Raw genomic sequence first — 16,104 nt, forward strand, 5'->3', positions numbered from 1 at the left:
CATGACCGCCACCGCCGACCGCCGCGCGGACCTGTACCCGAGCCGGGGCCCCGAGGAGGTGACCGTGACCCGCCGGGACCCGGTGGTCTGGAACCACCTGGACGCCCCCGGGCCCGTCTCCCGCGAGGAGCTGGCCGCCTACGACGAGGACGGCTTCCTCACCGTCGACCGGTTGCTCGCCCCCGACGAGGTCGCCGTCTACCGCGCGGAGCTCGACCGGCTGGTGGGGGACCCGGCCGTCCGCTCCGACCCGCGCTCGATCGTCGAGCCGACCTCGCAGGAGATCCGTTCGGTGTTCGAGGTGCACCGGATCAGCGAGGTCTTCGCGGCCCTGGTCCGCGACGAACGGGTGGTCGGCCGCGCCCGGCAGATCCTCGGTTCCGAGGTGTACGTCCACCAGTCCCGGATCAACGTGAAGCCGGGGTTCGGGGCGTCCGGGTTCTACTGGCACTCCGACTTCGAGACCTGGCACGCCGAGGACGGGCTGCCGAACATGCGGACGGTGTCGGTGTCGATCGCGCTCACCGAGAACCTCGACACCAACGGCGGGCTGATGATCATGCCGGGTTCGCACCGCACCTTCCTCGGCTGCGCCGGGGCCACGCCGAAGGACAACTACAAGCGGTCGCTCCAGATGCAGGACGCGGGCACCCCGTCGCACGCCGCCCTCACCGAGCTCGCCGACCGGCACGGCATCCGGCTCTTCACCGGCGCGGCGGGCTCGGCCACCTGGTTCGACTGCAACTGCATGCACGGTTCCGGGGACAACATCACCCCGTATCCGCGCAGCAACGTCTTCATCGTCTTCAACAGCGTGGAGAACGCGGCCCGGGAGCCCTTCGCCGCCCCGGTCCGACGGCCGGAGTACATCGGGGCCCGGGACTTCAGCCCGGTGCGTTGATGCGGGGCCCGGGGTGCGGCGGCCGGAACCGGAGGGCCGCCGCACCCCGGGGTCACAACAGGTCGAGCAGCCGGTCCACGTCGGCCTCGGTGTTGTAGAGGTGGAAGGCGGCCCGCAGGTTGCCCGCCCGGTCGGACAGCTGGACGCCGGCCCGGCCCAGCTCGCCCTGCCGACCCCCCAGGCCGGGCACCGACACCACCGGGGAACCCGGTGCCGGGATCGGGGCCAGCCCCCGTTCGGCCAGTCCCGCGCGGAACCGCCCGGCCAGGCCCAGGTCGTGCGCCCGGACCGCGTCGGTCCCCAACTCCTCCACCAGGGCCAGGGACTGCCGGGCCCCGGCGTAGGCGAACACGCTGTGGCTCTCGTCGAACCTGCGGGCCGAGCGGGCGAGTTCGGTGACCGGTCCGTAGCAGCTCGCCCAGGGGTCCTCGCCGGACGCCCAGCCGGTGAAGGTGGGCCGTAGCCCGCCGAAGTCCTCCGGCACCACCAGGAAGGCGACCCCGCGCGGGCACAGCAGCCACTTGTACGCCACCGAGGACACGAAGTCGTACGCCCCGGCGTCCACGTCGAGCCAGCCGGCGCCCTGGGAGACGTCCAGGTAGGTGCGCGCGCCGTGCTCGCGGGCGGCCTCCCGCACCGCCGCCAGGTCGGCGATGCGCCCGTCCGCGGACTGCACCGCGCTCAGCGCGACCAGGTCGGTGCTCGGCACGACGGAGTCCGCGATCCGTTCCAGCGGCACCTCCCGGACCTTGAGGTCACCGCGGCTGTGGAAGGCGGCGACGGTGGAGCTGAAGTCCTGTTCGACGGTGAGCACCTCGGCCCCCGGCGGGAGCGAGGCGGCGATCAGTCCGGTGTACACCGAGACCGACCCGCCCGCCGCCACCCGCCGCCCCGGGACCGACATCAGCCGGGCGAAGGCCGCCCGGCTCGCCGCCACGTCCGCGAACATGTCGGCCGGCAGCCCCTCCGCGGCGGCCCGGGCCGCGGAGTGCATCGCGGCCACGGTCCGGGCCGGCAACAGCCCGGTGCTCGCGGTGTTCAGATAGGTCGTACGGGGCGTGAACTCGGTGCGGACCAGGGTCCCGTCGAGAGTGTCCATGCCTCCACTGTGCCCCCGCGGCCCGCGCCCGGTCCACGGCGCCCGCCCGGTTCAGTCCAGCGGCTTGGACATGAACAGGGCGATCTCGCCCTCGGCAGGGGTGCCCAGGTAGAGGCTGGTGTCCAGCCCGCACACCGTGAAGCCCACCCGTCGGTAGGCCCGCACCGCCGGCGCGTTGACGTTGGTGACCTCCAGCCAGAGGGTGCGGGCCCCCACCTCGCGGCCGTAGGACTCCGCCCGCGCCAGCAGCGCACCGCCGATGCCCCGCCCCCGGTACTCCGGATGCACGGTGACCTGCTCGACGTGGGCGCGCCGGTTCCACTCGACGTGCGCGACGGCGACGAAGCCGACCACCCGCTCCCCCTCCACCGCGACCACCGTGTGGTGCGCCCGCGGATCGCGCCGGTCGAGGTCGGCCTCCGGGTCCGCCGGGTACTCCTTGCGCAACGGCGGCTGCACCGCCACGCTGCGGATCTCGAACCCGGACTCCCCCGCGGTGACGTGCAGCACCCGGTCGGTGGTGAAGGAGTCGTCCAGGGCGTCCAGTTGGTCGTGGTCGGCGCTCCCGGCCATCCGCATCTCGATCATCGGACCAGTCTCCCAGAGGTCGGGACGGGTGCGGCGGAGGACCGCGTCCCGTCGGCCGCGACCGCACCGGCCCGCGCGGCCCGGGTGCCGCCGAACGGGTGCGTTCAGCCGGGCGGACGGTTCCCCCGGGGGAACGGCCCGGGGACACCGTTCGTTAGGTCGGCATGACCGCTATGACCCCCGGCTCGAACCTTCCCCTCACCACCGCCAAGGTGGTGGTGGACGTCGCCGCGCCCGTACGGCTCGACGTCTCGGGCCTGCTGCTCACCGCCGACGGCAAGGTGCGCTCCGACGACGACTTCATCTTCTACAACCAGCCCGCGGGCGCGGGCGTGACCTACCGCTCGGGAGGCGGCACGGCGCCCGACGCGATCACCATCGACACGGCGGCCCTGCCCGCCGGCATCGAGAAGGTCGTGGTGACCGCGAGCCCCGATGCGGCGGGGCAGAGCTTCCAGGGCGTGGAGCCCACGGCCACGGTCCGCGACGCGGTCGGCGGGGGGACGATCGCCACCTTCACCCCGCCGCAGTTGGGCACCGAGACCGCGCTGGTGATCGTGGAGGTGTACCAGCGCAACGGCGCCTGGAAGGTGCGCGCGGTGGGCCAGGGCTACGCCAACGGTCTGGCCGGCATCGCCACCGACTTCGGCGTCACCGTCGAGGAGCCGGCCGCGGCGGCTCCCCCGGCGCCCGCGCCCGCCCCGGCGCCGGTGGCCCCCGCGCCGGTCGCGCCCCCGGTGCAGCCCGCGCCGCCGGCCCCGGCCGCGGCGCCCGCCGCACCGACGCTCGGCGCCGGCAAGATCAACCTCGACAAGGGGCGGGTCACCCTCCAGAAGAACCAGACGGTCTCCCTGGTCAAGGGGGGTCGTCCGCTGCTCTCCCAGGTGAAGATGGGGCTGGGCTGGGAGCCCGCGTACCGGGGCAAGGACATCGACCTGGACGCCTCGGTCATCGCCTACGGCCCGCAGCGCAACCACCTGGACAGCTGCTACTTCGGCAAGCTGTCGATCCTGAACGGTTCGATCAAGCACTCGGGCGACAACCTCACGGGGGAGGGCGCGGGCGACGACGAGGTCATCGTGGTCGACCTGGGCCGGCTGCCCCAGGAGGCGTCGGGCCTGGTGTTCACGGTGAACTCCTTCTCCGGTCAGAAGTTCACGGAGGTCGCCAAGGCGTACTGCCGGCTGATCGACGCGGCGAGCGGCGAGGAGCTGGTCCGCTTCGACCTGACCAGCGCACAGCCCCAGACCGGGGTGATGATGTGCAAGCTGATCCGCCAGTACAGCGGCGAGTGGGAGATGACCGCACTCGGCGACTTCGTCAAGTCGCGCACCGTGCGCGGGATGGTGAAGCCGGGCGCCCAGATCCTGTGACCCGAGGGAGCCGCCGGCCCGCGTGTGCGGGCCGGCCCCGGCTCCGGGGGGTCAGGACTGCCGGTGGGACCGGGCCTTGAAGGCCGCCTTCCGCGCCTGCTTGGCGACCGCCTTGTCGGGGTGGAGCCGTCCCATGGCCTCCAGCACCTCGGCCGTCGCGGGGTGCCCGACCTTCCACACCACGTCGAAGAACCCGGTGTGCTGGGCGGCGAGCCCCTCCACCAGGGCCTGCAACTCGTCCGAGTTGCCCTCGGCCGCGAGCTGGGCGGCCACCGTGTCGACGGTGAGCCAGAAGATCATGTCCTCACCGGGCGCCGGCACGTCGGTCGCCCCGTGTTCGGCGAGCCACACCCGGGCCAGCCCGCCGAGCTCCGGATCGTCGAGCACCTCCCTGAGCGCCGGCTCGGCCGGGCCGCCGACCAGGGAGAGCGCCTGCTGGCAGCAGAGCCGGCGCAGCGGTCCGTCCTCGTCCGTGCCACGGGCCGCGGCCAGCAGTTCCCGGGCGGCGGCCAGCGGCTCGCGGTCGGCGAGCCACAGCGTGGTCTCGGTGCGGGCGGCCTCGGAGGGGAAGCGGGCCGTGCGGTCCAGGAGCACGTCGGCGCCCTTGTCGGCGAGGTCTCCCACCACGGGCGCCTCGATGCCGGCCTCCAGGATCCGGGCCCGCACCCCGTACAGTCCGAGCGGGGTGAGCCGGACCATGCCGTACCTGCTCACGTCGAGGTCGTCGGGGTCGCCGGGGGCGGGTTCCTCCGCGACGGTCCCGTCCTCGGCCATCAGGGCCTCGTCGACGGGCTCGTAGTCGACCAGCCCGAGCGGGGCCAGCATCCGGAACTGTCCGTCGAGCCGGAGCATCGCGTCGGACACCTCTTCGAGGACGTCGTCGCTGGGCTCGCCCATGTCGTCGGGGACGAGCATCGACGCGGCCAGCGCCGGCAGCGGCACCCGGCCGTCGAGCGGGCCGTCCTCGCTGGCGGTCAGCAGGTACAGGTTGCCGAGCACGCCCTCCAGGAACGCGGCCTCGGCCTCGGGGTCCCAGTCCAGTTCGGCGAAGTCGACGGTGCCGCCCTCTTCGAGGACGTCGACCAGCCCGTCGAGGTCGGGCACGCTGGCATCGGCGAGGACGGCGTCCAGCGCGGTCAGCCAGAGGCCGAGCACGTCGTGCGGGGCGCCCTCGGTGACCAGGGCCAGGTCCGCCCCGTGGATGACGGTGCCGCCTTCGCCGTCCTGCGCCCGGGGGGCCGCCTCGTCCCCGGAGTCCTCCTCGTCGTCCTCGACGATGTCGAGCAGGCCCGTGTCGACGGCGATCCGCCATGCCTCGCTGGCGTCGGCGAGGGCGTCCTCGACCTCGTCGGGGGACCCGGCGGGCGCGGTGCCGTCCGCCGGCAGGAGGCCGAGTTCGACGGCCGCCGCGGGGAGCAGTTCCGTGGCGAGTTCGCCCCCGGCGCCCACCCGGCTCCCGGGGCCGGCCCACCGGGCCAGGCGGACGGCACGGGAGAACAAGGGGGAGGCGAGCGCGTCCCTGGCGAGTTCCGCCTCCGGGCGCAGTCGCACCGGGGGGAACGGGGAAGGATCGGTCATCGCGGGGGTCTCCTCCAGGCATACGGTCCGGCCGCTCAGCCTAGACGGGTTTCGGGACGGCCCCTCCGGTTCATGTACTCGTCACGCACTGCCGGTCGTCGGGGCCTTGACAACTCCGCTGCCCGCCCAAGAGATTGACGCGCGTAGAAACCGGTCGGTCACCGGTCGGAGCGAAACGTTCCGCTCAGGGCCGAAGCCCCCTGCCCCCGTCCGCTCGTCCCGGCTCCGGCGACCGCCGTCCCCCGCACCGTCCGCTTCACCCTTCGGAGGGACCCCCTTGCCGAGCAGCACCTCGACCCGCCTCGCCGCGCTCACCGTCGCCGCCGTGTGTTCCACGGTGGCGTCCACGGTGCTGACCGTCCCGGCCCGGGCGGCGACCCCCACGACGGACCGGGTCGCCATCCACGACATCCAGGGCACCACCCGCCTCTCCCCGCTCGTCGGCGCCCAGGTCACCGAGGTCCCCGGCACCGTCACCGGGGTCCGCGGCTACGGCTCGTCCAAGGGCTTCTGGTTCCAGAGCACCGCCCCGGACCGGTCCCCGGCGACCAGCGAGGGCCTGTTCGTCTTCACCGGAACGGCCCCCGCGGTCGCCCCCGGGGACGAGGTGCGGGTCTCGGGCACCGTCACCGAGTTCGTCCCCGGCGGCACGGCCGGCGGGAACCAGTCGCTCACCCAGCTCAGCCGCCCCACCGTGACCGTGGTGTCCAGCGGCAACCCGCTGCCCGCGCCGGTCACCCTCGACGGCCGTTCCGTCCCGGACTCCTACGCCCCCGCCGGCGACCCGACCGCCGGGGGTTCGATCAACGGGCTGCCCCTGCGGCCCACCGCCCACGCCCTGGACCGCTACGAGTCCCTGGAGGGCATGAACGTCCGCATCGGCAGCTCCCGCGTGGTCGGGGCCACCGCGTTCAACGAACTGTGGGTGACGGTGAAGCCCGGCGAGAACGCCAACCGGCGCGGCGGCACCGTCTACGGCTCCTACCGGGACCAGAACGCCGGACGCCTCAAGGTCCAGTCCCTGGCCCCGGTCGCCGAGCGGCCCTTCCCCGCGGCGAACGTCGGCGACCTGCTGAAGGGCGGCGCGGAGGGCCCCCTCGACTTCAACCAGTTCGGCGGCTACACGCTGACCGCCCGGACCCCGGTCACGGTCGTGGACCGCGGGCTGGAGCGGGAGCGCACCCGCCCGCAGCACCGGCGCGAACTGGCGGTGGCCACCTACAACGTCGAGAACCTCGACCCGGGCGACCCGCAGGAGAAGTTCGACTCCCTCGCCGAGGCCGTGGTGACCAACCTCGCCTCCCCCGACGTCCTGGCCCTGGAGGAGGTCCAGGACGACAACGGGCGCACCGACGACGGCACGGTCTCCGCCGGGGTGACGCTCGCCCGGTTCACCGAGGCGATCGCCGCCCGCGGCGGCCCGCGTTACGCCTGGCGGTCCGTCGACCCGGCGGACGGCCGGGACGGGGGCGAGCCCGGCGGCAACATCCGCCAGGTCTTCCTCTTCAACCCGCAGCGGGTGTCCTTCACCGACCGGCCCGGCGGCGACGCCACCACCGCCACCGGGGTGGTCCGCCGCGCCGGCAAGGCCGCACTGACCCACTCCCCCGGGCGGGTGGCCCCCGCCTCCGACGCCTGGACGAACAGCCGCAAGCCGCTCGCCGGGGAGTTCGTCTTCCGGGGGCGCACCGTGTTCGTGATCGCCAACCACTTCGCCTCCAAGGGCGGCGACCAGGCGCTGACCTCGCAGTTCCAGCCGCCGGCGCGCTCCTCGGAGAACCAGCGGCACCGGCAGGCCACGGAGCTGAACGCCTTCGTCAAGGAGATCCTGAAGGTCCAGCCCGCCGCGGAGGTGATCGCCCTCGGCGACATCAACGACTTCGCGTTCTCCCGGACCACGGAGCTGTTGGAGGACGGCGGCGCCCTGTGGTCGGCGGTCAGGTCACTGCCGGCCGGGGACCGCTACTCGTACGCGTACCAGGGCAACAGCCAGGTCCTGGACCAGATCCTGGTGAGCCCTTCGGTGCGCCGGGGCGGCTTCTCCTACGACACCGTGCACATCAACGCCGAGTTCGCCGACCAGAACAGCGACCACGACCCGCAGGTGCTGCGGGTGCGCCGCTGACCGGGGTCGCGGCGCACCCGTCGGGGCCGGTCAGCGCGGGGCGAAGACCGGCTCCCACCGCCCCTCGCCCCGCCGCGGACCGGTGCCGCTCAGCGGGGCGGCGGTGCCGCGGGCCACGTCCACCAGCACCAGCCGCCCGGTGGCCCCGGGGTCCGCACAGGACTTCGGGGCGCAGCTCCAGGTGATCACCTGTCCGCGGGCCGGCCAGGCCAGGGGCCGGTCCTCGGGCCGCTGCCCGCCGCCCACCGGGGGTGCCGTCCCGGGCCCGGCCGGGACCGGGTCGCCGGTGTCGAGGGGATGCACCTCGGTGAGCGTCCGCGACCGTGCGGGGGTGCCGTCGAGGTGACGGGCTCCCACTTCGGCGGGCGGCAGTCCGTTCGAGGGGTCGTGGCGGGCGTAGCCGAGGTCGGTGCGGGGCACGTGGACGCGGAGTCCGTCCCGGCTCCAGTCGAAGTCCGCGCGCACCTGGTCACCACCGGCACCGGCGGCGACCTCGTCCACGGTCGGCTCCGCGGTGTGCCACCGTTGGGTGCCGGAGTCGACGTCGATGACGCCGAACCCGGTCCGGCTGAGGTCCGCGGGCCCCCCGGCGGTGCGCAGCACCGCGGGGTCGCGGGCGTAGCGGGTCGCCACCAGTCGTCGTCCGTCCGGCGAGAAGGCGACCGCGGCGACCGGATGGCGCACGGTGAGCCAACGGGTCACCTCACCCGAGCCCAGGTCGACCAGGCCGATCCGGCGGGTCGGCAACCCGTCCGCGAGGACCGCCGCGGTGCGCAGCCCCGGGGCGACGTCGACGTACGACCAGTCGACCGCGCGGTAGGTGCCGCTGGCACGGTCGAGGAGCCGGTAGGCACGGTCCTCGACGATCCGGCCTCCGCCGTCGGTGCGGGTGGTGACGGTGTAGTGGGCGGCGAGCGCCAGGCCACCGACCGCGACCGGTTCGCGGGGCGGGGACTGGTCGGGGCGGGCCAGCAGCGCCGACTCGCCGCGCGCGGACGCCGGCCGGGCGCCCCACGGGTCGCCGGGCAGCCCCTGGGTCGCGGTGAGGCCGAGTCCGGCGACGGCCGCGACGACGGCGGTGGCCGCAGCGGTCCGGACCCGGGCGCGCCGACGACGGGCCGCGAGCACCCGGTCGGCCAGGTCGGCGGGCGCGGGCCGGTGGGCCGGGTCGTCCCGCAACGCGTTCTTGAGCAGGTCTTCGAAGGTCACGGCCTTGCCTCCACGGGTGCGGTGCCGGCGGGGGGCGCGGTCGACCCGCGACGGGTCCCCGGTCGGACGGGACGGACGGTTGCCGGCGACGGGTCGTCCGGGGGGTCCCCGGCCCCGGACAGGACGGCCAGGTCGGGGGCGAGCGCGCGCAGCCGGGCCAACGAGCGGTGCGCGGTGGACCGCACGGTGCCGACCGTGCAGTCGAGCAACCGGGCGACCTCGGCCTCCGGCCGGTCCTCGATGTACCGCAGCACCAGCACGCTGCGTTGCCGGGGGGTGAGCCGGCCGAGGGCCTTGAGCAGGACGATCCGGAGTTCCGCGGTGGCGTGGGCGTCCTCGGTCCCGGGGGCGCCGTCCGGCAGTTCGGGGACCACGGTCTCCCGGCGGGGCCACTTCAGACGCCATCGGTTGACCTGTTGGCGGTACAGGGTGCGGCGCACGTACGCCTCGTGGTCCTCGATGCGGTGCCAGCGGCCCACCGCCCTGAGCAGCGCGCTCTGGAGGAGGTCCTCGGCGGCGTGCCGGTCGCCTCCGCTGAGGAGGACCGCGGTCCTCAACAACGCCGCGGACCGGTGCCCAACGAACGTACGGAACGCCTCTTCTGTTGCAGCGTCCATCTCCGCCTTCCCCTGTGGACGGGACGACGCCGGGCGGTGCCGTCCCCTTGTCGAGGACGGGTGGACGGGCGGGTGGCTATGCCCCGTCGTCCCCGGGGGACGGGCGGCACCCGGGAACGACCGGGCGGTCCGTGCGGACGGGGGACCCCCCTCCGCACGGACCGCCCGTGTGGTGTGCGTGTCAGTTGTGGCTGTGCAGGACCTCGTTGAGTCCGCCCCAGACGGCGTTGTTGGGTCGGGCCTCGACGGCACCGGTCACCGAGTTGCGGCGGAAGAGGATGTTCGAGGCGCCGGAGAGTTCGCGGGCCTTGACGACCTGCCCGTCGGGGAGGGTGATCCGGGTGCCGGCGGTGACGTACAGGCCGGCCTCCACGACGCATTCGTCGCCCAGGGCGATGCCGACGCCGGCCTCGGCGCCGACGAGGCAGCGCTCGCCGATGGAGATGATGACGTTGCCGCCGCCGGAGAGGGTGCCCATGGTGGAGGCGCCGCCGCCGATGTCGGAGCCGTCGCCCACGACGACGCCCGCCGAGATGCGGCCCTCGACCATGGAGGTGCCGAGCGTGCCGGCGTTGAAGTTGACGAAGCCCTCGTGCATCACGGTGGTGCCGGCCGAGAGGTGGGCGCCGAGGCGGACCCGGTCCGCGTCGGCGATCCGCACACCGGTCGGGACCACGTAGTCCGTCATGCGGGGGAACTTGTCGATCGAGGTCACCTGGAGGTGCAGGCCCTCGGCGCGGGCGTTGAGCCGCACCGTTTCGATGGTGTCCACGGCGACCGGGCCGAGCGAGGTCCAGGCGACGTTGGCGAGCAGTCCGAACACGCCGTCGAGGTTCTGGCCGTGCGGGGTGACCAGCCGGTGCGAGAGCAGGTGCAGACGGAGGTAGGCGTCGTGGGCGTCGAGCGGCTTGTCCTCCAGGGAGGCGATGACCGTGCGGACCGCGATGACCTCGACGCCGCGCCGGGCGTCGGCGCCGAGGGCGCGCGCGGCGCCCTCGCCGAGGAGTTCCACCGCACGCTCGGCGCTCAGGCGTTCGGTGCCGGCCGGGCCGGGCTCGGAGGTGAGCTCGGGGGCGGGGAACCAGGTGTCGAGGACGGTCCCGTCGGGGGTGACGGTGGCGAGCCCGGCGGCGGCGGCGCCGGTGGTGCGTGCAGCAGTCGTGTCGGTCATGGGGGAAACCTAACGGGCGGGGCGGCGGTGAGGCGAACCGGTGCCCGGCCAGCGCCCGGTACGGCGGCGGATTCGCGTCAGCCGCGCAGGAGGCGGCGGAGCATCTCCCGGGCGTACGCCTCGTCGTAGGGGACCTCGGTCAGCAGGACCTGCAGGAAGAGGCCGTCCACCAGGGCGCTCACGGCCCGCGCGGTGTCCGGGTCGGTCCGTTCGGCGAGCCGCCCGGTGACGTGCTCGGTCCACTCGGCGGCCACCGGCCGCAGCCCGGGTTTGCGCAGGGCGGCCAGGTACAGCTCGTACTCCCGCTCGACGCCGGTCCGCTCCCGGTGCAGCCACCGTCCCATCAGGGCGGCGATGCCGGCGGCGAGTTCGTCCTCGGAGCCGGTGGCGGAGAGCGCCTGGTCGAAGAGGTCCGCGGTGGACCGGTTGACCTGGCGCAGCGCCGCCACCAACAGCTCGTCCAGGGTGGCGAAGTGGTACGTGGTGGAGCCGAGGGGGACGTCCGCCTCGGCGGCCACGGTGCGGTGGCTGAGCCCCTCGACGCCCCGGGCGCCGATGACGCGGATCGCGGCGTCGACGATCCGTTGCCGCCGGCCGGGGTCGTGGCGGCGGGCCATCAGTGGGCCCCGCCGAGGTTCAGCAGCACGACGCCGGCGATGACGAGGGCGATGCCGCCGATCTTCGCGGCGGTCAGCGTCTCGCCGAGGAAGGCCATGCCGATGGCGGCGATCGCGGCGGTGCCGACGCCGGACCACACGGCGTAGGCGGTGCTGACGGACATGGTCTTGAGGCACTGCGCCAGCAGGGCGAAGGCGACGAGGTAGCCGCCGGCGGTGAGCACGGAGGGCCACAGCCTGGTGAAGCCCTCGCTGTACTTCATCGAGGTGGTGGCGAGGACTTCGAAGGCGATGGCGCCGGCGAGGAAGACGAATCCCATGCGTACGATCGTACACATCGTTGCGTACGCCCGTACGCAACGGCCCGCACCCGGGTCCGGACACGCCCGAGGGGCGCCACCGGATCGCGGTGGCGCCCCTCGGGCCGGGCGTACGGAGCGGCTCGGGCTCAGACGTTGAAGCCCAGCGCCCTCAACTGCTCACGGCCATCGTCCGTGATCTTGTCGGGGCCCCACGGCGGCATCCACACCCAGTTGATGCGCAGCTCGCTGACCAGGCCCTCGGTGGCCGACTTCGCCTGGTCCTCGATGACGTCGGTGAGCGGGCAGGCCGCCGAGGTGAGGGTCATGTCGACCGTGGCGATGTTCGCCTCGTCCACGTGGACGCCGTAGATCAGCCCCAGGTTGACCACGTCGATGCCCAGCTCGGGGTCGACCACGTCCAGCAGCGCCTCGCGGACCTCCTCCTCCGAGGCCGGCTTCATCAGGGTGTCGTTGTCCGTCATGCGGTCTTCGCCTCCTCCGCGAGGGCCTGCGCCGTCGCGTCCTTCCAGGCCATCCAGCTCAGCAGGGCGCACTTCACCCGTGCCGGGTACTTGGAGACCCCGGCGAACGCGACCGCGTCCTCCAGGAGCTCCTCCATCTCGTCGTCCGGTTCCACCCGGCCCTTGGACTGCATCAGTTCGAGGAACACGCCCTGGATCTCTTGGGCCTCGGCGAGTTCCTTCCCCACCAGCAGGTCGTTGAGCACCGACGCGCTGGCCTGGCTGATGGAGCAGCCCTGGCCCTCGTAGGAGATGTCGGCGATCCGCTGCCCGTCGTACTTGACCCGGAGCGTGATCTCGTCGCCGCACGTCGGGTTGGTGTGGTGCACCTCCGCGTCGCCGTCCCGCAGACCACGCCCGTGCGGGTGCTTGTAGTGGTCGAGGATGACGTCCTGGTACATCGAATCGAGCTTCACCGTGTGACCCCTAGCCGAAGAAGTTCCGTACGTGCTCCAAGCCGTCGACCAGTGCGTCGATCTCGGCGGGAGTGGAGTACAGGTAGAACGACGCCCTGGTGGTCGCGGGAATTCCGTACCGCAGGCAGACCGGCCGTGCGCAGTGGTGGCCGACCCGGACCGCGATGCCCTGTTCGTCGAGCACCTGGCCGACGTCGTGCGGGTGGATGTCCCCGAGGGTGAAGGAGATCGCGGCGCCGCGGTCCTCGGCCGTGGTGGGGCCGATGATCCGCAGGTCGGGCACTTCCTGGAGGCGTCGGACGGCGTACTCGGTCAGCGCGTGCTCGTGCTGCGCGATCCGCTCCATGCCGATGCCGCTCAGGTAGTCCACCGCCGCGCCCAGCGCCACGGCCTGGGCGATCGGCGGGGTGCCCGCCTCGAACTTGTGCGGGGCGGGGGCGTAGGTCGAGGAGTGCATGGACACCGTCTCGATCATCTCGCCGCCGCCGAGGAACGGGGGCAGGTCCTCCAGGAGCTCCTGGCGTCCCCACAGCACCCCGATCCCGGTGGGACCGCACATCTTGTGTCCGGTGAAGGCCACGAAGTCGGCCTGGAGCGCCTGGACGTCCATCGGCATGTGCGGAGCCGCCTGGGAGGCGTCGATCAGGACGAGCGCCCCGACCTCCTGGGCGCGGCGCACGATGGCCTCGACCGGGTTGACGGTGCCCAGGATGTTGGAGACCAGCACGAAGGAGACGATCTTCGTCTTCTCGGTGATGACCTCGTTGAGGTTGGACAGGTCGAGGCGGCCGTCGTCGGTGAGGCCGAACCACTTCAGCTTCGCGCCGGTGCGCTGCGAGAGCAGCTGCCAGGGCACGATGTTGGAGTGGTGCTCCATCTCCGTGATGACGATCTCGGTGTGCTGGTCCACCCGGTAGGGCTCGTCGGCCCAGCCCAGCATGTTGGCCACCAGGTTCAGCGACTCCGAGGCGTTCTTGGTGAAGATCACCTCGTCGCGGCTGGGTGCGTTGATGAAGGCGGCGACCTTGTCGCGGGCGCCCTCGTACAGCGCGGTGGCCTCCTCGGCGAGCACGTGGACGCCGCGGTGGACGTTGGCGTTGTGCTGCTCGTAGTACTCGGCGATCACGTCGAGCACCTGCCGCGGCGTCTGCGAGGTCGCCGCGTTGTCCAGGTACACGAGCTTCTTCCCGTCGTGGAGCACGCGGTCCAGGATCGGGAAGTCCTTGCGGAGCGCCTCGGTGTCGAGAAGACCGGAGAGCCCCTGTCGGGCCGTCGTCACGCGGACGCGCCTCCCTTCACGTACGCCTCGTAGCCCTCGTTCTCCAGCTTGTCGGCGAGCTCGGGACCGCCGGACTCGACGATCCGCCCGTTCGCGAAGACGTGGACGTGGTCGGGCTTGATGTAGCGGAGGATGCGGGTGTAGTGGGTGATCAGCAGGGTGCCCACCTCGCCGGTCTCGCGGACGCGGTTGACGCCCTCGGAGACCACGCGCAGCGCGTCCACGTCGAGGCCGGAGTCGGTCTCGTCGAGGATGGCGACCTTCGGCTTGAGCAGTTCGAGCTGGAGGATCTCGTGGCGCTTCTTCTCGCCGCCGGAGAAGCCCTCGTTGACGTTGCGCTCGGCGAAGGCGGGGTCCATGTTGAGGCGCTCCATGGCCTCCTTGACCTCCTTGACCCAGGTCCGCAGCTTGGGGGCCTCACCGCGGATGGCGGTGGCGGAGGTGCGCAGGAAGTTGGAGACGGAGACGCCGGGGACCTCGACCGGGTACTGCATGGCGAGGAAGAGGCCGGCACGGGCCCGCTCGTCGACGGACATCTCCAGGACGTCCTCGCCGTCGAGGGTGACGGTGCCGCCGGTGATCTGGTACTTGGGGTGACCCGCCAGCGAGTAGGCGAGGGTCGACTTGCCGGAGCCGTTGGGGCCCATGATGGCGTGCGTCTCGCCCTGCCTCACGGTGAGGTCGACGCCCTTGAGGATCTCCTTCGTGGCGTTGTCGGCCTCGACGGTGACGTGCAGGTCTCGGATTTCAAGCGTTGCCATGGGTGTCTCAGGACTCCTGGGTGAGGGAGACGAGCACATCGTCCCCTTCGATCTTGACGGGGTATACGGGGACGGGGCGCGTCGCGGGAAGGCCGGAGGGCTTGCCGGTGCGCAGGTCGAAGCTGGAGCCGTGCAGCCAGCACTCGATCTGGCAGTCCTCCACCTCGCCCTCCGAGAGGGAGACGTTCGCGTGCGAGCAGATGTCGTGGATGGCGAACACCTCGCCCTCGGTGCGCACGACCGAGACGGGCGTGCCGTCGAGCTCCACCCGCATGGGGGTGTCGTCCTCTAGCTCGCTCAGCCCGCAGGCACGTACGTACGTCATGCGACGGACGCCTCCAGCTCCTGCTCGATCTTGGCGATCAGCCGCTCCTCGACGTCGGGGAGCCCGATCTGCTGGACCAGCTCGGCGAAGAAGCCGCGCACCACGAGGCGGCGGGCCTCGTGCTGCGGGATGCCGCGGGCCATCAGGTAGAAGAGCTGTTCGTCGTCGAAGCGGCCGGTGGCGGAGGCGTGTCCGGCGCCGACGATCTCACCGGTCTCGATCTCCAGGTTGGGCACCGAGTCGACCCGGGCGCCGTCGGTGAGGACGAGGTTCCGGTTCATCTCGTAGGTGTCGGTGCCCTCGGCGGCGGCCTGGATGAGGACGTCGCCGATCCACACCGCGTGCGCGTCCTGTCCCTGGAGCGCGCCCTTGTAGACGACGTTGGACGTGCAGTGCGGGGTGTTGTGGTCGACCAGCAGGCGGTGCTCCTGGTGCTGCCCCCGGTCGGTGAAGTACAGCCCGAAGAGTTCGGCCGCACCGCCCGGGCCGGTGTAGGAGACCCGGGGGTGGAGGCGGACCAGGTCGCCGCCGAAGGTGACCACCACGGACTTGAAGGAGGCGTCCCGGCCGAGCAGCGCGTTGTGCTGGGCCACGTGGACGGCCGTGGCGTCCCAGTCCTGGACCGAGACCACGGTGAGCTTGGCGCCGTCGCCGAGGACGTACTCCACGTTGGCGGCGAGCACCGCGTCACCGGTGTGGTCGACGACCACCACGGCCTCGGCGAAGGCGCCGAGCTCCACGACCTGGTGCCCGTAGGAGGTGCCGCCCTCGCCGTGCACCGTGATCCGGATCGGCTCGGCAAGGACGCTCTCCCGGGCGACGGTCACCACGGTCGCCGTCTCGAAGCCGGTGTACGCCTGGGCGGCGACCCGGTCCACGGGCGTCCCGGCGCGGCCGAGGCGGGCGTCGTCCCGGCCCACGGTCTCGACGGTGACGCCCGCGGGGGCGTTGATCGCGACCTTGACGCCGGAACCGGTGGCGACGGCGGTGCCGTCGTGCAGCCCGCGCAGCCGGTCCAGCGGGGTGAACCGCCACTCCTCCTCCCGGCCGTGCGGCACGGGGAAGTCCGCCACGTCGAAGGACGGCGGGGCGCTCATGCGGGTGGCGACGGTCGACTCCGCCGCCACGGCGATGGCGCCGGCGGTGGTGGACCCCACCGGGGTGTTCTGGGCCTCAGCCATGGCTGTCTTGGTGCTCGCTTTCTGGTGAAGACGTGACGCGG

Annotated in this window: 17 protein-coding genes; 3 read left to right on the plus strand and 14 right to left on the minus strand. The window is 72.9% G+C overall.

What is annotated here, in order from left to right; all coding sequences use genetic code 11:
* The first annotated feature begins 1 nt into the window (after position 1).
* Positions 2-901 carry an ectoine hydroxylase gene (gene thpD, locus ABT092_RS16410; protein WP_351244291.1) on the plus strand — a complete coding sequence of 300 codons (900 nt, stop codon included), beginning with the start codon at positions 2-4 and terminating at the stop codon, positions 899-901.
* A gap of 52 nt (positions 902-953) precedes the next feature.
* Here thpD and ABT092_RS16415 read toward each other — a convergent pair whose 3' ends face one another.
* Positions 954-2,000, minus strand: a complete 1,047-nt coding sequence (locus tag ABT092_RS16415; protein WP_351244293.1) for an aminotransferase class V-fold PLP-dependent enzyme — start codon at positions 1,998-2,000, stop codon at positions 954-956.
* 51 nt (positions 2,001-2,051) lie between these two features.
* A complete protein-coding gene (locus ABT092_RS16420) occupies positions 2,052-2,588 on the minus strand; it encodes a GNAT family N-acetyltransferase (protein ID WP_351244295.1) in 537 nt (178 codons plus the stop codon).
* Between the two features lie 173 nt (positions 2,589-2,761).
* Between ABT092_RS16420 and ABT092_RS16425 the strand changes: the two genes are divergently transcribed.
* Positions 2,762-3,961 carry a TerD family protein gene (locus ABT092_RS16425; RefSeq protein ID WP_351244374.1) on the plus strand — a complete coding sequence of 400 codons (1,200 nt, stop codon included), beginning with the start codon at positions 2,762-2,764 and terminating at the stop codon, positions 3,959-3,961.
* Positions 3,962-4,012: 51 nt separating this feature from the next.
* Here ABT092_RS16425 and ABT092_RS16430 read toward each other — a convergent pair whose 3' ends face one another.
* Positions 4,013-5,539, minus strand: a complete 1,527-nt coding sequence (locus ABT092_RS16430) for a hypothetical protein (protein ID WP_351244297.1) — start codon at positions 5,537-5,539, stop codon at positions 4,013-4,015.
* Positions 5,540-5,816: 277 nt separating this feature from the next.
* Here ABT092_RS16430 and ABT092_RS16435 point away from each other — a divergent pair, with 277 nt between their 5' ends.
* Positions 5,817-7,664, plus strand: a complete 1,848-nt coding sequence (locus ABT092_RS16435; protein WP_502968449.1) for a DUF8508 domain-containing protein — start codon at positions 5,817-5,819, stop codon at positions 7,662-7,664.
* Between the two features lie 30 nt (positions 7,665-7,694).
* Here the strand turns inward: ABT092_RS16435 and ABT092_RS16440 are convergent, their stop codons facing one another.
* From ABT092_RS16440 to sufD, 11 genes are all read right to left on the minus strand, one after another.
* Positions 7,695-8,873, minus strand: a complete 1,179-nt coding sequence (locus ABT092_RS16440; RefSeq protein WP_351244299.1) for a hypothetical protein — start codon at positions 8,871-8,873, stop codon at positions 7,695-7,697.
* A complete protein-coding gene (locus ABT092_RS16445) occupies positions 8,870-9,490 on the minus strand; it encodes a SigE family RNA polymerase sigma factor (RefSeq protein WP_351244301.1) in 621 nt (206 codons plus the stop codon). The genes ABT092_RS16440 and ABT092_RS16445 overlap by 4 nt, the downstream gene beginning before the upstream one ends.
* A 181-nt stretch (positions 9,491-9,671) precedes the next feature.
* Positions 9,672-10,661, minus strand: a complete 990-nt coding sequence (gene dapD, locus ABT092_RS16450) for a 2,3,4,5-tetrahydropyridine-2,6-dicarboxylate N-succinyltransferase (RefSeq protein ID WP_351244303.1) — start codon at positions 10,659-10,661, stop codon at positions 9,672-9,674.
* A 77-nt stretch (positions 10,662-10,738) separates the two neighbouring features.
* A complete protein-coding gene (locus tag ABT092_RS16455; RefSeq protein WP_351244305.1) occupies positions 10,739-11,278 on the minus strand; it encodes a TetR/AcrR family transcriptional regulator in 540 nt (179 codons plus the stop codon).
* Complete coding sequence (locus ABT092_RS16460) at positions 11,278-11,598, minus strand: DMT family transporter (RefSeq protein ID WP_351244307.1); 321 nt, start codon at positions 11,596-11,598, stop codon at positions 11,278-11,280. The genes ABT092_RS16455 and ABT092_RS16460 overlap by 1 nt, the downstream gene beginning before the upstream one ends.
* A gap of 128 nt (positions 11,599-11,726) precedes the next feature.
* The gene (locus tag ABT092_RS16465; protein WP_351244309.1) at positions 11,727-12,062 is read right to left on the minus strand and encodes a metal-sulfur cluster assembly factor; all 336 of its coding nucleotides are present in this window, start codon (positions 12,060-12,062) and stop codon (positions 11,727-11,729) included.
* Positions 12,059-12,517, minus strand: coding sequence for a Fe-S cluster assembly sulfur transfer protein SufU (sufU, locus tag ABT092_RS16470; RefSeq protein WP_351244311.1), 459 nt, complete (start codon positions 12,515-12,517; stop codon positions 12,059-12,061). The genes ABT092_RS16465 and sufU overlap by 4 nt, the downstream gene beginning before the upstream one ends.
* Before the next feature lie 10 nt (positions 12,518-12,527).
* Positions 12,528-13,796: a cysteine desulfurase gene (locus ABT092_RS16475; protein WP_351244313.1), complete on the minus strand. Its 1,269-nt coding sequence runs from the start codon at positions 13,794-13,796 to the stop codon at positions 12,528-12,530.
* Entirely contained in the window at positions 13,793-14,557 is a 765-nt protein-coding gene (sufC, locus tag ABT092_RS16480) for a Fe-S cluster assembly ATPase SufC (RefSeq protein ID WP_351244315.1), read from the minus strand. Before sufC ends, ABT092_RS16475 begins: the two co-directional genes overlap by 4 nt.
* A gap of 7 nt (positions 14,558-14,564) precedes the next feature.
* A complete protein-coding gene (locus tag ABT092_RS16485) occupies positions 14,565-14,882 on the minus strand; it encodes a non-heme iron oxygenase ferredoxin subunit (protein WP_351244317.1) in 318 nt (105 codons plus the stop codon).
* Positions 14,879-16,063 carry a Fe-S cluster assembly protein SufD gene (sufD, locus tag ABT092_RS16490; protein WP_351244319.1) on the minus strand — a complete coding sequence of 395 codons (1,185 nt, stop codon included), beginning with the start codon at positions 16,061-16,063 and terminating at the stop codon, positions 14,879-14,881. The genes ABT092_RS16485 and sufD overlap by 4 nt, the downstream gene beginning before the upstream one ends.
* Positions 16,064-16,104 lie beyond the last annotated feature (41 nt).

The organism is Streptomyces sp. NPDC002490 (genome assembly GCF_040296045.1).
GTDB lineage: Bacteria > Actinomycetota > Actinomycetes > Streptomycetales > Streptomycetaceae > Streptomyces.

Coding starts and splice junctions, on each gene's coding strand:
- ABT092_RS16485 (WP_351244317.1), bottom strand. CDS start 14,882: ATGACGTACGTACGTGCCTGCGGGCTGAGCGAGCTAGAGGACGACACC.
- ABT092_RS16420 (WP_351244295.1), bottom strand. CDS start 2,588: ATGATCGAGATGCGGATGGCCGGGAGCGCCGACCACGACCAACTGGAC.
- ABT092_RS16465 (WP_351244309.1), bottom strand. CDS start 12,062: ATGACGGACAACGACACCCTGATGAAGCCGGCCTCGGAGGAGGAGGTC.
- sufC (WP_351244315.1), bottom strand. CDS start 14,557: ATGGCAACGCTTGAAATCCGAGACCTGCACGTCACCGTCGAGGCCGAC.
- ABT092_RS16425 (WP_351244374.1), top strand. CDS start 2,762: ATGACCCCCGGCTCGAACCTTCCCCTCACCACCGCCAAGGTGGTGGTG.
- ABT092_RS16430 (WP_351244297.1), bottom strand. CDS start 5,539: ATGACCGATCCTTCCCCGTTCCCCCCGGTGCGACTGCGCCCGGAGGCG.
- thpD (WP_351244291.1), top strand. CDS start 2: ATGACCGCCACCGCCGACCGCCGCGCGGACCTGTACCCGAGCCGGGGC.
- sufD (WP_351244319.1), bottom strand. CDS start 16,063: ATGGCTGAGGCCCAGAACACCCCGGTGGGGTCCACCACCGCCGGCGCC.
- ABT092_RS16455 (WP_351244305.1), bottom strand. CDS start 11,278: ATGGCCCGCCGCCACGACCCCGGCCGGCGGCAACGGATCGTCGACGCC.
- dapD (WP_351244303.1), bottom strand. CDS start 10,661: ATGACCGACACGACTGCTGCACGCACCACCGGCGCCGCCGCCGCCGGG.
- ABT092_RS16445 (WP_351244301.1), bottom strand. CDS start 9,490: ATGGACGCTGCAACAGAAGAGGCGTTCCGTACGTTCGTTGGGCACCGG.
- ABT092_RS16415 (WP_351244293.1), bottom strand. CDS start 2,000: ATGGACACTCTCGACGGGACCCTGGTCCGCACCGAGTTCACGCCCCGT.
- ABT092_RS16460 (WP_351244307.1), bottom strand. CDS start 11,598: ATGGGATTCGTCTTCCTCGCCGGCGCCATCGCCTTCGAAGTCCTCGCC.